Below are 13,827 nucleotides of genomic sequence, written 5' to 3'. Positions count from 1 at the left end.
GCGCTACACGGTGACGAAACCCTTCTGGACGAGCCAGTCGCGGGCGACGTCGGCGGGTTCGCGACCGTCGACGTCCACCTGCTTGTTGAGTTCGCTGATCTCGTCGGAGTTGAGCGTCTCCATCACCGGCTTCATCACCTCGGCAATCGCCGGGTGCGCCTCGGCGGTCTCCTTGCGCATGGTCAGCGCCGCGTTGTAGTGCGGGAAGAACGACTTGTCGTCCTCGAGGACCGTCAAGTCGAGCGCCTTGATCCGACCGTCGGTGGTGAAGACCTCGCCGAACGCGCAGTTGCCGTTCGCCGTCGCCTGGTAGATGATGCCGGTCTGCAGGATCTGGGTTCGGGCCGCGCCCGGATCGAACCCGTACGCCGCCGCCATACCGGGGAATCCGTCCTGGCGGCTGCGGAACTCGGTCTCCAGGCACGTGGTCGCGGCAGCCGGATTCGTCTTGACCAGTTCCGCGTACTGCGACAGCGTCGTGACACCGAGTTTGGCCAGATTGGACTGATTGACCGCCAGCGCGTACGTATTGTCCAACGGAGACGGGTCCGTCCAGACCACGTCGTTCTCCTTCAGATCCTGGTCGCGGACCGCCTCGAACTGCTCGGTCGGATCCGCGATGGGCTTCTCGTTGCCGAGGTAGTTGATCCATCCGGTTCCGGTGTACTCGATGTTCAGGTCCACCTGTCCGGCCACCATCGCATCGCGCGAGGAGTTCGATCCCTGGATGTTCGTCAGGTCGCGGACGTCGGCTCCCGCCGCGGCCAGACTGAATTCGAGGATGTAACCGAGGATCACCTGTTCGGTGAAGTCCTTCGACCCGACGGTCAGTTTGACTCCCGCCAGGTCGGGATTCTCCTTGATGGAGCCGGGCTTCACCGGGAGCGGGACGGCGCCGCCGGACTCCAGTCCGCATGCGGCGGCGGTCGACGCGAGAACCGCGACGACGATCATCACGATGATCCGTCGGACCGGATGCGAGCGAGTCCTCATCGGAGTCCCTTCGGTCCGAGGTAGCGTTCGGCGAGGGCGCCGCACCAGTCGACGATCAGTGCCAGGCTCACGGCCAGGATCGCGCCGAGGATCAACGTCACGTTGTCCCGGAGCTTGTATCCGGTGTCGATCAGAATGCCGAGACCGCCCGCGTCGACCAGGAAGCACAGCGTCGCCGTGCCGACGGCCAGGACCAGCGAGGTGCGCAGCCCGGCGAGGATGAACGGCACGGCGAGCGGAAGCTCCACCTTGCGGAGGACCTTCGTCTCCGACATGCCCTGTCCGCGAGCGGCGTCCTTCAAGGACGAATCGACCTCGTTGAGCCCCAGGATGCTGTTGCGCAGGACGGGCAGCAGTGAATAGAAGGCGACGGGCAGCACGCCGATCCAGAATCCGGTCGTCGCCGTCCACAGGAAGAACAGCACGAGCAGACCGATCGCGGGCGCGGCCTGTCCGATGTTCGCGATGCCGATGAACAGCGGTGCGAGCCAGCGGAACCGGTCACGAGTCACCAGAACCGCCAACGGCACCGCGACGACGAGGACGATCGCCGTGATCGCGACGGTCAACGCGAGGTGTTCACCGATCAGCTGCCCGATGTACGAGGCGTTGATCGTCGCCTTCTGCGTCTCGGTCAGATTCCGGGTGAACGCCCAGATCAGGACACCGGCCGCGAGGATCACCACCACGACCGGCTGCGCCCACAGCTGGACTATTCCGGCCCGCGCCGGTTTCGCTTCGGGGGCTGCTGTGTCGGCGGTCATCGAGTGGGACTCTCGGTTGCGGACTCGGCGTCGGCGGCCGGAAACGAGTCCGATCCGGGATCGGAGATCGCCGGGTCGTCCTGGTGTTCCTCGCGCAGACTCCGAATCGTGTCGACCAGCGTCTCGATGGTGATGACGCCCTCGTAGCGGCCCCGGGGGCCGGTCACGACAGTCGCCGCGTTGCGTTCGGCGAGAATCGCTTCGAGCGCGTCCTGCAGCGTCGACGCGATCGTGACCATCTCGCCCATCGGCAACCCGACGTCGGCGATGGAGGCGACCCCGCGCAGATGCGTGCGGTCGGTCCACCGGATCGGCCGGTCCCGGCTGTCGAGGATCACGCCCCACGTCTGGATCCGGGACGCGAAGTCCTCCACGGAATCGCTCTCGTGCGCGGTGGGCCGCTGTTCGATGTCGACATCGCGCACGCGCATCAGGTTGAGCTGTTGGAGGGCCGCGCCCTGACCGACGAAGCCCGCAACCGTCTCGTTCGCGGGATTCGCCAGGATCGCCTCGGGGGTGTCGTACTGCTGGATGCGGGACTGCTCGCCGAGCACGGCGATGCGGTCCCCGAGTTTGACCGCCTCGTTGAAGTCGTGGGTCACGAAGACGATGGTCTTGCGCAGTTCCGCCTGCAGGGTCATCAGCTCGTCCTGCAGGAGGCCGCGGGTGATCGGATCGACGGCGCCGAACGGCTCGTCCATCAACAGGACGGGCGGATCGGCGGCGAGTGCGCGAGCCACGCCCACGCGCTGCTGCTGGCCGCCGGAGAGCTGCCGCGGATACCGCTGGCCGAACTGGTCGGGATCGAGCCCCACCAAGTCGAGAAGTTCGTTCACTCTATCCGTGATCCGCTTCTTATCCCATTTGAGCAGCTTGGGCACGACGGCGATGTTCTGCGAAACGGTCATGTGCGGGAACAGTCCGCCCTGCTGAATGGCGTACCCGATGCTCTGCCTGAGTTCGTTCGCATCGATCGACAATGCGTCGCGGCCGCCGATGGTGATGGTGCCGGACGTCGGCTCGATGAGACGATTGATCATTCTCATCGTCGTCGTCTTTCCACTGCCGGAAGGGCCGACGAACACGACGATCTCGCCTGCGGGAATGGTCATGGAAACGTCCGCGACGGCCGGCGTGTCCTGCCCCGGATAGGTCTTGGAGACATGATCGAGAACGATCTCCACGCCCGAGACGCTGGAATTGGCGGATTCTGGGTTCGTGCTCAACGGATTCCCTTCGACGTGGTGAAACGGCCGATCAGCACGTAGATTCCGTCCAGGATCAACGCGAGGACGACGATCAGCACCGTCCCGGTGAGAGCCTGCGGAACCGCGGTCGGGCTACCCACGCGCGACAGGCCGGAGAAGATCAGATTGCCCAGCCCCGGCCCCTTGGCGTAGGCCGCGATCGCCAGGATTCCCATGGCCATCTGCGTACTCACCCGCATACCGGTGAGGATCGACGGCCAGGCGAGGACCAGCTCGATCCGCGTGAGCACGCGGAAGCGGTTCATCCCGATCCCTTTGGCCGCATCGGTCACCGACGGGTCGACGGCACCGAGTCCGACGATCGTGTTGCGCACGATCGGCAGCAGCGAATACAAGGTCAACGCGATCACCGTCGGCGGCACGCCCAATCCGAGAATGGGAATGAGCAGACCGAGCAGAGCGAATGACGGCACGGTGAGAATCGTGCTCGACAATGCGGTGGCAAGCGCCGATCCCGCCGGGCTCCGGTAGACCAGGATTCCGACGCACACGCCGATCACCGTCGCGAGCAGAAGGCACTGGATCACAGCGGATACGTGCAGCCATGAATCGAGGGCCAGTTGAGACCTGCGATTACTGATGAATTCCCAGATATCGTTCAGTGGATCTCTCCTCTAATCGGTCTCTACCGTAGCCCAATCTCGGCGGAGATCTGCCGAATCACCGAATCGATACTCCCGGGATCGCACTGTCCGCACCGGTCAGAGTCGGTATTCGACAATCGTGATCGATGGCGTGTCTACGATTGTTCACACCCGAATCCCCCCAGCGAACGGACCTGACGAATGTCTGAGAAGATCACCGCCCTCGATCTGCCCGCGGGCGAACTGTCCGAGGCGACCGAGAAGTACTTCGCGGTGTGCCGCGAGAAGCTCGGGATGGTCCCGAACGTGCTGCGGGCCTACACGTTCGACGAGGCGAAGCTGCAGGCGTTCACCGCGAGCTACAACGATCTGATGCTCGGCGACTCCGCATTGAGCAAGCTCGAGCGCGAGATGATCGCCGTGGTCGTCTCCTCGATCAACAAGTGCTACTACTGCCTGACCGCGCACGGGGCGGCCGTGCGCCAGTTGTCGGGCGATCCGCATCTCGGCGAGATGATGGTGATGAACTTCCGCGCCGCCGACCTCGATGCACGGCAGCGGGCGATGCTCGAGTTCGCCGAGAAGGTGACCGAGCAGCCGGCCAAGATGGACGAATCCGACCGAGAGGGGTTGCGCGAGGTGGGCTTCACCGACCGCGACATCTGGGACATCGCGTCGACGGCGGCGTTCTTCAACATGACGAACCGTCTCGCCTCGGCGGTCGACATGCGTCCGAACGACGAGTACGCCGCACAGCATCGCTGACGGACTACGTCGTTCGACGGGCCCGCGCGGCCCGGGTTCGGGCACTTCTCTCGTCGGGGCGCGCGTGCGGTCGGGGTGCGCGGAGAAGACCGCCGACCGCGCGATGCGTTCGAGATTCGATCACACCGCCGCCGCGAGTCGCGACAGCGTGTCCTCCAGTTGCGGGACCGTCACGAACGGGAAGTTCAACTGTTCGAGGAGCGCGGTATCGGTGACCCCCGACCAGTCGTAGGTGTGGCGCACCGTGGTCGTGTCCGGGCCCGCCGATTCGAACTCCCAGATCCACTCCCATCCGGGCGGCTGCGTACCGGCGACGGCGGTCTTCCACGCCAGGCGCGCGTTCTCGTCGTAGGCGGTGACGTAGTTGTCGGTCTGGTAATCGCCGTCGAGATGTTCGCCGTACATGTTCATCGTGAACACGTCGCCGACCTGCTGGATCGGACCGCCGGAGTCGACACCGCGGACGAAGCCCGAGCCGTCGAGACCGACGTGATTCGCCGGGTCGCGGAGTACGGCGAACACCTGCTCGACGGGTGCGGAGATGACCTTCTGGACTGTGACCTTCGTGTGATCGCTCATGCATCAACGATCGCGTGACCGGTGATCACTTATCAATGGCGAACCCCCGGATCGTCGCACATTGAGACGCGACCGGCCGACGGAGGTCAGCGCATGGTCACCGACATCGCCAAGCGGGTGCACACGTCGGCGAGTTCGTCGGCACCGACGTCGTGTTCGACCAGCCACGTCTCAACGAGGCGGTACACGCCGCCCACCGCGAACCGCGCCGTGCGCCGCAGATCGGCCTCGGCGAGCTCCGACTGCGCCCCGAGCGTGGCGACCACCACCTCCGCGACGAGGTCCAGCGTCTCCCTGCGCCGCTGGTCCAGACCTGCCACACCAGCGTCGTCGCTGGTCATGATGCGGAACATCCGCGGGTCGTCACTGACGGCCGCGAGGAAGGCCCGCAACGCCGCGCGCAACTGCTGCTCGATGCCGCCGCCCGCCGAGGCACTCGCCGACACGAGAACCTCGACGAGTTCGTCACGCACCTGTTCGGCCACCGCGATCACGAGCGCATCGCGATTGGCGAAATGCTCGTAGAAGTACCGGTACGCCAGGCCGGCCTCACGCGCGGTGCCTCGCACGGTCACCTCGGCCACCCCGGTGTCGCCCCAGATGGTCCGCGCGGCCGCGATCAACCGCTGCCGACGATCGGACCGGCGGTCGTCGGCACTGACGCCCCCGTAATCGCGGACAACTCCCTCACGGCTCATTGACATCGGATTCTAGCGATGTCTAGATTCGGGTAACAGACGTTTTCCAAAATTTGTCTCACCGAGGGCGACATCATGAGCACAGACATCCCGCGCAGGCACCCCGCATCGCCCCGGCCCGTCCCCGCGGGTGTCGAACTCTTCGCGCGGGTGCTGCGCATCCGTCCCGTCGACGAGGCTCGGTTCGAACGGCTCGGCCTCGCACTCCTCGAGGGCGATCCGCTGATGGACGACGTCGTCGACCAGATGATCGCCGGCCCCGGCGTCGGCGAACTGCGTCCACTGTTCGAGCGAGCGCTGGTCGACGGCATCGACGCGGTCCCCGACGCACCCGACTATTTGAGGTCGTTCTTCGCCGTCGTCGAGAACACCCCCGACTGGGTCGATCACACCGCGTTGCGGACCGCCGCGCACACGATGAACAGCGGCGGCGCCGACGGCCTGTACATCGCGCGCGACGTCGCCCTCGTCGGCGGTTACGCGTTCTCCGGTTTCAACCAGACGCTGCTGCGCACCGGCGCGCTGGAGAAGGGCTCCAACACCCGTTTCGCCGAGACCTCGCAGTGGGCGCTCGACGTCATCTCCGACGGCGGTCTCGACGGACGCGCCGTCGGCTACCGCTCCACCCTGCGCGTGCGTTTCATCCACTCCCTCGTCCGCAGGCACGTCCTCGAGATGCCCGACTGGGACGTGGCGACCTGGGGCGTTCCGATCAACCAGACCGATATGGCGGCGACGATGGTCGGCTCGCTCATCGCCCCGATGGTCGGTGGACTCGGCATGGGACTGTTCAACAAGCCGTCCGAGTACGAGGCGGTCGCCCACCTGACGCGCTATGTGGGCTGGCTCATGGGCGTCGACGACGAGTTCCTGCCCGTCGACTTCCGCGACGGCATCAGGGTCCTGCACCACACGTCCGCGGCTCTGTCGACACCCGACGAGACCTCGGCGCAGCTCGCCCGACCGATGGCGGCGGATCCCCTGAACTGGAACTACCCGCGACTGCAGGGCGTGCGACGGCGGATCGCACAGTCGCAACACCTGTCGATCAGCACGCACTTCCTCGGCCGACGCGCGATGGCCGCACTCGGCCTCCCGACTCGCACGCTCCCCTGGTACCCGATCCTGCGGACGCCCGTCAACGCGGTGCGGTCCGTACTCGCCCTGCTCCCCGGCGGACGGGCGCGCGCATCGGCGCGCGGATGGGAGCGACAGCAGCGGTTCATGACCGTCATGCAGGAGACACCGGTCACAATCGGTGACACGACTCATCTCGCGCAGCACGCGGTCTGACCTGGCCGGACGGCACTTCCCCGGCGACACCCGCACTGTGCCGGAATCTCCTTCTACGCGCTATGCCCGGCTTTGTTTAGTCGTCGGCAACTAATAGTCTTCTCGCGTCCGACGAAGAGAGGACTCGGCCATGACAGCACCCCTCGGCGACGAGCCCCTCGCCGACGACGTCGCCGACATGTACCTGCACCTCACCCGCATCACCCGAACGCTGCGCGCACGAGCCGCGGGCTCCGGGCTGTCGGCGGGCGCGACCGCCAGCCTGTGGACGATCATCAACAACGCACCGATCCGGGTGACCACGTTGGCCGACGCCGAATCGGTCTCGGCGCCCACGATGTCGAAGATCGTCGGCGACCTCGTCGACCGCGGCTACGCCGAGCGCGTCGGCGATCCCGACGACGCCCGCGCGAAGCTCGTCCGGCCCACGCCCGCCGGACGCGAGGTCATCGCCGGAGTACGTCTCCTCCGCACCCGGACGCTCGCCGACGCGCTGGAGACTCTCTCCCCCGCCGATCGCCGGACCGTCGACGCGGGCCTGCGCCTGTTGTCCGACGCCATCTCCGACCGACCGGGACCGTCCGAATCGAATACAGAACAGAAGGGCATCACCGCATGACATCCGCCTCCACGGCGACGTCGTCGACAGAGGTCGATCCGCACTACAAGTGGATCGCCTTGTCGAACACCACCCTCGGCATGTTGATCGCGACGATCAACAGCTCCATCGTCCTGATCGCGCTGCCCGACATCTTCAAGGGCATCGGACTCAACCCGCTCACCCCGTCGAACACCAGCTATCTGCTGTGGATGATGATGGGCTTCCTGGTCGTCACCGCCGTGCTGGTGGTCGCGTTCGGCCGCCTCGGCGACATGTTCGGGCGAGCACGCATGTACAACATGGGCTTCCTGATCTTCACGATCTCGTCGATCTTCCTCGCGATCACCTGGTTCGACGGGTCGGGCGCGGCCATCTGGCTGATCGTCTGGCGCGTGATCCAGGGCGTCGGCGGCGCCTTCCTGATGGCGAACTCGTCGGCCATCCTCACCGATGCCTTCCCCGCGCATCAGCGCGGACTCGCCATGGGCATCAACGGTGTCGCGGCGATCGCCGGATCGTTCCTCGGCCTGCTGATCGGCGGTGTCCTGGCCCCGATCCAGTGGCACTACATCTTCCTGGTGTCTGTTCCGTTCGGCCTCGTCGGCACCGTGTGGGCCTACCTGAAGCTGCGCGACACCGGTGTCCGGACCAAGGCGAAGATGGACTGGTGGGGCAACCTGACGTTCGCCGTCGGCCTCATCGCGATCCTGATCGCGATCACCTACGGCATCCAGCCGTACGGCGACTCGAACATGGGCTGGACCAACCCGTGGGTGCTCGCCGGTCTGATCGGCGGCTTCGCCGTGCTCTGCGTGTTCCTCTGGATCGAGACCAAGGCGGCGAGCCCGCTGTTCGATCTCACGCTGTTCCGCAACCGCTCGTTCACCGCGGGCAACGCCGCCAACCTGATGGCCTCCATCGGACGCGGCGGACTCCAGTTCATCCTCATCATCTGGCTGCAGGGCATCTGGCTCCCACAGCACGGCTACGACTACTCCCAGACGCCGTTGTGGGCGGGCATCTACATGGTCCCGATGACGATCGGCTTCCTCCTGGTCGCACCCGTCTCGGGCGCGCTCTCGGACAAGCTCGGCACCAAGTGGTTCACCACGCTCGGGATGCTCATCACCGCTGGCACCTTCGTCGCGCTGATCTACCTGCCCGTCGACTTCGCGTATCCGGCGTTCGCCGTCGTCCTGCTGGTCAACGGCATCGGCATGGGCCTGTTCGCGTCGCCGAACCGCGCCGAGGTCATGAACTCGCTGCCCGCCGCCTCTCGCGGGTCCGGCGCGGGCATGATGACGACGTTCCAGAACGCGGCGATGGTGCTCTCGATCGGGCTGTTCTTCTCGCTGATGATCGCGGGACTCAGCTCCAACCTGCCGGACGCGATGTTCTCCGGACTGACAGCGAACGGTGTCCCCGCCGATCAGGCGGACACGGTGGCGCATCTCCCGACCGTCGGCATCCTGTTCGCGGCCTTCCTCGGATACAACCCGATCCAGGAACTGCTCGGCGGCGCGAACATGCCGGGAGCCGATGTGAACCACCTGACCGGCCTCGACTTCTTCCCGCACCTGATCTCCGATCCGTTCGCCGACGGTCTGGCCGCCGCGTTCTGGTTCGCCGTCGTGTGCTGTGTGTTGGGTGCGGTCTTCTCGCTGTTCACCGGCAAGAGCGGGGCGACGCAGTCGGAGGTGGACGTCTCCGGCGGGTCGGCGCCGCACCGCGAGTCGGTCGGCGAGGAGCTCGCCGCGACCGAGTCGATGGCCGGCGGCGAGTCGGTGTCGGAGCTCGTCGACTACGGCGACGAGGCGAAATAGGACGACCCGAAGCAGACGGTCGGACCGCGGGGCGCGCGTGGACGGCGGCGGGTCCGGGTCGCCTCGCCCGACCTATTCGACCCGTGCGTCCGTGTACTCGGCCAGATGCCGCCCGGTGATCGTCGATCCGTCGGCGATCAATGCGGCCGGCGTGCCCTCGAAGACCACCGTGCCGCCGTCCTGACCGGCGCCGGGACCGACGTCGATGATCCAGTCGGCGTGCGCCATGACCGCCTGGTGATGCTCGATCACGATGACGGACCTCCCTCCGTCGACGAGGCGGTCGAGGAGACCGAGCAGTTGCTCCACATCGGCCAGGTGCAGGCCCGTGGTCGGCTCGTCGAGGACGTAGGTCGACGCCTTCTCGGCCATCGCCGTCGCGAGCTTGATACGTTGGCGTTCGCCGCCGGACAGCGTGGTCAGCGGCTGACCGAGGGTGAGGTAGCCCAGGCCGACGTCGGCGAGCCGGACGAGGATCTTGTGAGCGGCCGGGGTGCGGGCGTCCCCGTCGGCGAAGAAGTCGAGCGCCTCGTCGACCGACATCGCGAGCACCTCGCTGATATCGCGTCCGCCGACATGGAATTCGAGGACGTCGGCGTTGAACCGCTTGCCGCCGCAGTCGTCACAACGTGTCGCGACGCCCGCCATGGTCGCCAGATCGGTGTAGATGACGCCGTTGCCCTTGCAGGTGGGGCACGCGCCCTCGGAGTTGGCGCTGAACAGGGCGGGTTTGACCCCGTTGGCTCTGGCGAAGGTCTTGCGAATCGGGTCGAGCAGCCCGGTGTACGTCGCCGGGTTGCTGCGGCGCGATCCGCGGATCGCGGTCTGGTCGATCACCACCACGTCGGCGTCGGCGGGCATCGCCCCGTGGATCAGGGAGCTCTTCCCCGACCCGGCGACTCCGGTGACCACGACGAGTACACCGAGCGGGACGTCGACGTCGACGGCCTTCAGGTTGTTCACCGACGCGCCGCGGATCTCGATGGCGCCCGACGGTCGGCGGACGGAGTCCTTGATCGCGTTCCGGTACCCGAGATGGCGTCCGGTGAGGGTGTCGGATGCGACGAGACCGGCGACGTCGCCCTCGAACTGGATCCGCCCGCCTGCCGATCCGGCTCGTGGACCGAGGTCGACGACATGGTCGGCGATGGCGATGGTCTCCGGTTTGTGCTCCACGACGAGCACCGTGTTGCCCTTGTCCCGCAGCCGCAGCAGCAGTTGGTTCATCCGCTCGATGTCGTGCGGGTGCAGTCCGATGCTGGGCTCGTCGAAGACGTACGTGACATCGGTGAGGGCCGAGCCGAGATGTCGGATCATCTTGGTGCGCTGCGCCTCGCCGCCCGAGAGCGTTCCGGTGGGACGGTCGAGCGCGAGGTAACCGAGACCGATCTCGACGAACGAGGCGAGCGTGGCGCCGAGGGTGTCCAGCAGCGGCGCGACGGTCGGTTCCGCCAGGCCGTCCACCCAGTCGGCCAGATCGGAGATCTGCATCGCGCACGCATCGGCGAGGCCGACATCGCCGATCCGGCAGTTCCGCGCGTGTTCGGCCAGGCGGGTGCCGCCGCAGTCGGGGCAGGCGTGCGCGGCCACGGCCCGCTCGATGAAGGCTCGCACGTGCGGCTGCACCGAATCGATGTCCTTGGACAGCATCGATTTCGATATCCGCGGGATCAGGCCCTCGTACGTGATGTTGATGCCGTCGACCTTGATCTTGACGGCTTCCTTGTACAGCAGATCGTCGCGCTCGCGCTCGGTGTACTCGCCGATCGGCTTGTCCGGGTCGAAGAATCCGGAGCCGCCGTACACGCGCCCGTACCAGCCGTCGGAGCTGAACCCCGGAATCGTGATGGCGCCCTCGTTCAACGACTTCGTGGCGTCGTAGATCTGGGTGAGGTCGATGTCGGAGACCGTGCCCATCCCCTCGCATCGCGGGCACATCCCGCCGAGCCGTTCGAAGGTCGCCTTGGTGGCCTTGCGTCCGCCGACCGAGATCGCGCCGCCGCCGCGCACCGACGGCACGTTGAACGAGAGCGCGTTGGCCGACGGCACCGCCGGGGTTCCCAGTAGACTGAACAGGATGCGCAGCATGGCGTTCGCATCGGTCAGCGTGCCGACGGTCGACCGCGGGTTGCCGCCGATCCGCTCCTGATCGACGATGATCGCCGTCGTGATGCCGTCGAGCAGATCGACGTCCGGACGACCGAGGCTCGGCATGAAGCCCTGGACGAACGCACTGTAGGTCTCGTTGATGAGTCGCTGCGACTCGGCCGCGATCGTTCCGAACACCAGCGAGCTCTTTCCGGACCCGGACACTCCGGTGAAGACCGTCAGACGCCGCTTCGGCAGTTCGACGCTGACGTCCTTCAGGTTGTTGACCCGCGCGCCGGTCACTCGGATGCGGTCGTGACGGTCGGCGGCCGGAGCACTGTTCACCATGGGGGAACTGTAATACGCCCGGGCCCGGCGGGGTCCGCACGCGTCAGCGGACGCGCAGGCCGTTCACCGCCCGATCGACCGCGGCCTTCGTCACCGTGTCGCCGGTCGGGCTGATGCCGATGGCGACCGTCATCGGCGAGGAGTCGATCACCACGACGACGATCTCGTCACCGGTGACACCGGCCGGGCCGTTCAGCACGGGCACCTGCGCATTGACCAGGGTGTAGTCGGTGGTCCGGTCCTCCATCTTGCCGTTCCGCACGTCGCCGAAGCGCACCGGACCCACCCGGACCGTCGCATAACCCGGACCCGTCGACAGACAGTCGACCATCTTCCGGGCGATCGGCTCGGTCTGGGATCGGAACGTCGACGGCAGGCTTCCCACGGCGATCTGCGCCACCCAGGTCCGGGCGGCGGGCGGGGTCTGGAACACGACGCCGTCCGCTCCGGTGACGAATGGGAACAGGGTGCCCGAGTCGGCCTGCCAGCCGCGCGGCATCACCGCGGCCGGAATCGAGATGTCGCCGCTCTGGAGTGCGCTGATGCTGCGTGTGCCGGCCGGAGCACCGTTGACGCACTGTGTCGGCACTCCGTTGACGACGCGGGCGTCGCCCGTGGTGGACGTCGCGGTGGTGGACGTCGCGGTGGTGCTGGAGGTGGCCGCCGTCTGCGAGGTCGTGGTGCTCGGCCCGTGCGCGGTGGGCTCGTCGTCGCCGGTGAGCGCGTTCACGGTGAACGCGGTGCCGACGGCGAGCGCCGCGACGACGACGATGCCGCCGACGATCAGCGCGATCTGTCTGCCCCTGCCTCCACCCGAACCGGACGTGCCCGGCGGCGGAGTCGGCGGTCCGCCGTACGGCGGCCGGTTCCCGTACCCGGGTGCGCCCGCATAGCCGGCGGCGGCCGGATAGGAGCTGGCGGGCGGATAGGAGCTGGCGGGCGGATAGGAAGCGGCCGGATACTGCGGCGTCGCGGACGACACGCCGTGGGGCGGTTGGTCGGCCTGCCCGTGAAGGGGCTGGGTCGGGCGCTGCGGAGGCTGGACCGGAGGAGCCTGTCCGGCGCCCGGCTGCGGCGTGGGCGGTCGCTGCGCCGGCTGCGGCGGCCGCACCGGCGGAGCCGCGGCGGGTCCGACGACCGGTCCCGGATTGATCATGGTCGGCTGGTAGGTCGGCCGTCGGGTCTCCGCCGCGTGCAGCGCGGCGCCGAGGTCGCGGGCGAAGTCCAGACAGGTCGGATAGCGGTTGACCGCTGTCTTGTCCATTCCGCGGGTCAGTACGGCGTCGACCTCGGGCGGCAGATCCGGCCGCAGGGCCCGCGCCCGCGGAATCGGGTTGTTCAGGTGGGCGTTGATGATCTCCGTCGGTTTACGCTCCGGGTACGGTGCCCGCCCAGTGAGCAACCGAAAAGCCGTGCACGCCAACGAGTACTGATCGGCGCGACCGCTCAGATCGCCGCCGCGCAGCTGCTCGGGCGAGGTGTACTGGATGGAGCCGACCGTGAGGTTCGCCGCGGTCAGCGCTGTCTCGTTTCCGACGGTCCGCGCGATGCCGAAGTCGGTCAGGTACACCTTGCTGCGCGTGGTGTCGCTGCTGTCGATCAGGATGTTGGCGGGTTTCACATCGCGGTGCAGCAGCCCTTTGCCGTGTGCATAGTCGAGTGCGTCGGCGACGGCGGTGATCACCTCGACGACGTCGCCCGGCGCGAACGGTCCCGTCTGCTTCATCAGTTCGTTGGCGTCCGAACCGGGGATGTACTTCATGGTGATCCAGAGCTGCCCCCGGTCCTCGCCGCGGTCGTACACGCTGACGATGCTCGGGTGGTCCAGCCCCGCGGCCAGATCGGCCTCGCGGATGAATCGAGCGCGGTAGGTGGGATCGTCGGTCAGCTCGGCGGGGAGGACTTTCAGCGCGTCCTCGCGCGGGAGCCGCGGATGCCGCGCGAGATAGACCTCGCCCATGCCCCCTGCGCCCAGAACACGCACGATACGGTAGCCGGCGAACTCCTGTCCTGGACTGAACAT

General features: G+C 67.1%; 12 protein-coding genes. 4 read left to right on the top strand and 8 right to left on the bottom strand.

Going from position 1 to position 13,827, the window contains the following annotated elements; genetic code table 11:
- Nucleotides 1-3: 3 nt before the first annotated feature.
- Genes BKA16_RS14070 through BKA16_RS14055 form a run of 4 tightly spaced genes read right to left on the bottom strand, consistent with a single transcriptional unit; the run spans nucleotide 4 to nucleotide 3,606 of the window.
- Complete coding sequence (locus BKA16_RS14070; RefSeq protein WP_246372320.1) at nucleotides 4-954, bottom strand: glycine betaine ABC transporter substrate-binding protein; 951 nt, start codon at nucleotides 952-954, stop codon at nucleotides 4-6.
- Between the two features lie 35 nt (nucleotides 955-989).
- The gene (locus tag BKA16_RS14065) at nucleotides 990-1,757 is read right to left on the bottom strand and encodes an ABC transporter permease (RefSeq protein ID WP_183371222.1); all 768 of its coding nucleotides are present in this window, start codon (nucleotides 1,755-1,757) and stop codon (nucleotides 990-992) included.
- Nucleotides 1,754-2,983 carry an ABC transporter ATP-binding protein gene (locus tag BKA16_RS14060; protein ID WP_183371221.1) on the bottom strand — a complete coding sequence of 410 codons (1,230 nt, stop codon included), beginning with the start codon at nucleotides 2,981-2,983 and terminating at the stop codon, nucleotides 1,754-1,756. The genes BKA16_RS14065 and BKA16_RS14060 overlap by 4 nt, the downstream gene beginning before the upstream one ends.
- Nucleotides 2,980-3,606, bottom strand: a complete 627-nt coding sequence (locus BKA16_RS14055; RefSeq protein ID WP_382427942.1) for an ABC transporter permease — start codon at nucleotides 3,604-3,606, stop codon at nucleotides 2,980-2,982. Before BKA16_RS14055 ends, BKA16_RS14060 begins: the two co-directional genes overlap by 4 nt.
- Before the next feature lie 204 nt (nucleotides 3,607-3,810).
- Here BKA16_RS14055 and BKA16_RS14050 point away from each other — a divergent pair, with 204 nt between their 5' ends.
- Nucleotides 3,811-4,374 carry a peroxidase-related enzyme gene (locus BKA16_RS14050; RefSeq protein WP_183371220.1) on the top strand — a complete coding sequence of 188 codons (564 nt, stop codon included), beginning with the start codon at nucleotides 3,811-3,813 and terminating at the stop codon, nucleotides 4,372-4,374.
- A 120-nt stretch (nucleotides 4,375-4,494) separates the two neighbouring features.
- Here the strand turns inward: BKA16_RS14050 and BKA16_RS14045 are convergent, their stop codons facing one another.
- Nucleotides 4,495-4,953 (bottom strand): SRPBCC family protein, encoded by a 459-nt coding sequence (locus BKA16_RS14045; RefSeq protein WP_183371219.1) that lies wholly within the window; start codon nucleotides 4,951-4,953, stop codon nucleotides 4,495-4,497.
- 86 nt (nucleotides 4,954-5,039) lie between these two features.
- Complete coding sequence (locus BKA16_RS14040; protein ID WP_183371218.1) at nucleotides 5,040-5,651, bottom strand: TetR/AcrR family transcriptional regulator; 612 nt, start codon at nucleotides 5,649-5,651, stop codon at nucleotides 5,040-5,042.
- A 75-nt stretch (nucleotides 5,652-5,726) separates the two neighbouring features.
- On the opposite strand from BKA16_RS14040, the gene BKA16_RS14035 reads away from it, so the two are divergent.
- The 3 genes from BKA16_RS14035 (at nucleotide 5,727) to BKA16_RS14025 (ending at nucleotide 9,368) form a co-directional block, all read left to right on the top strand.
- Nucleotides 5,727-6,944: an oxygenase MpaB family protein gene (locus BKA16_RS14035; protein WP_183371217.1), complete on the top strand. Its 1,218-nt coding sequence runs from the start codon at nucleotides 5,727-5,729 to the stop codon at nucleotides 6,942-6,944.
- A gap of 130 nt (nucleotides 6,945-7,074) precedes the next feature.
- Nucleotides 7,075-7,563 carry a MarR family winged helix-turn-helix transcriptional regulator gene (locus tag BKA16_RS14030; RefSeq protein ID WP_183371216.1) on the top strand — a complete coding sequence of 163 codons (489 nt, stop codon included), beginning with the start codon at nucleotides 7,075-7,077 and terminating at the stop codon, nucleotides 7,561-7,563.
- Nucleotides 7,560-9,368: an MFS transporter gene (locus BKA16_RS14025; RefSeq protein ID WP_183371215.1), complete on the top strand. Its 1,809-nt coding sequence runs from the start codon at nucleotides 7,560-7,562 to the stop codon at nucleotides 9,366-9,368. The genes BKA16_RS14030 and BKA16_RS14025 overlap by 4 nt, the downstream gene beginning before the upstream one ends.
- A 72-nt stretch (nucleotides 9,369-9,440) precedes the next feature.
- Here the strand turns inward: BKA16_RS14025 and BKA16_RS14020 are convergent, their stop codons facing one another.
- Nucleotides 9,441-11,804, bottom strand: coding sequence for an ATP-binding cassette domain-containing protein (locus BKA16_RS14020; protein WP_183371214.1), 2,364 nt, complete (start codon nucleotides 11,802-11,804; stop codon nucleotides 9,441-9,443).
- Nucleotides 11,805-11,847: 43 nt separating this feature from the next.
- Nucleotides 11,848-13,827 (bottom strand): serine/threonine-protein kinase, encoded by a 1,980-nt coding sequence (locus tag BKA16_RS14015; RefSeq protein WP_183371213.1) that lies wholly within the window; start codon nucleotides 13,825-13,827, stop codon nucleotides 11,848-11,850.

Origin of the sequence: Gordonia humi (genome assembly GCF_014197435.1) — a bacterium.
In the GTDB taxonomy this organism is placed as follows: Bacteria; Actinomycetota; Actinomycetes; order Mycobacteriales; family Mycobacteriaceae; genus Gordonia; species Gordonia humi.
The sequence above is the reverse complement of the archived record's forward strand: the minus strand, read 5'-3'. Positions and strand labels throughout refer to the sequence as shown.

Excerpts from the sequence above, each read along its gene's own strand:
- BKA16_RS14050 (WP_183371220.1), top strand. The coding sequence starts at position 3,811 with ATGTCTGAGAAGATCACCGCCCTCGATCTGCCCGCGGGCGAACTGTCC.
- BKA16_RS14020 (WP_183371214.1), bottom strand. The coding sequence starts at position 11,804 with ATGGTGAACAGTGCTCCGGCCGCCGACCGTCACGACCGCATCCGAGTG.
- BKA16_RS14030 (WP_183371216.1), top strand. The coding sequence starts at position 7,075 with ATGACAGCACCCCTCGGCGACGAGCCCCTCGCCGACGACGTCGCCGAC.
- BKA16_RS14035 (WP_183371217.1), top strand. The coding sequence starts at position 5,727 with ATGAGCACAGACATCCCGCGCAGGCACCCCGCATCGCCCCGGCCCGTC.
- BKA16_RS14065 (WP_183371222.1), bottom strand. The coding sequence starts at position 1,757 with ATGACCGCCGACACAGCAGCCCCCGAAGCGAAACCGGCGCGGGCCGGA.
- BKA16_RS14025 (WP_183371215.1), top strand. The coding sequence starts at position 7,560 with ATGACATCCGCCTCCACGGCGACGTCGTCGACAGAGGTCGATCCGCAC.
- BKA16_RS14070 (WP_246372320.1), bottom strand. The coding sequence starts at position 954 with ATGATCGTCGTCGCGGTTCTCGCGTCGACCGCCGCCGCATGCGGACTG.
- BKA16_RS14045 (WP_183371219.1), bottom strand. The coding sequence starts at position 4,953 with ATGAGCGATCACACGAAGGTCACAGTCCAGAAGGTCATCTCCGCACCC.
- BKA16_RS14040 (WP_183371218.1), bottom strand. The coding sequence starts at position 5,651 with ATGAGCCGTGAGGGAGTTGTCCGCGATTACGGGGGCGTCAGTGCCGAC.
- BKA16_RS14015 (WP_183371213.1), bottom strand. The coding sequence starts at position 13,827 with ATGTTCAGTCCAGGACAGGAGTTCGCCGGCTACCGTATCGTGCGTGTT.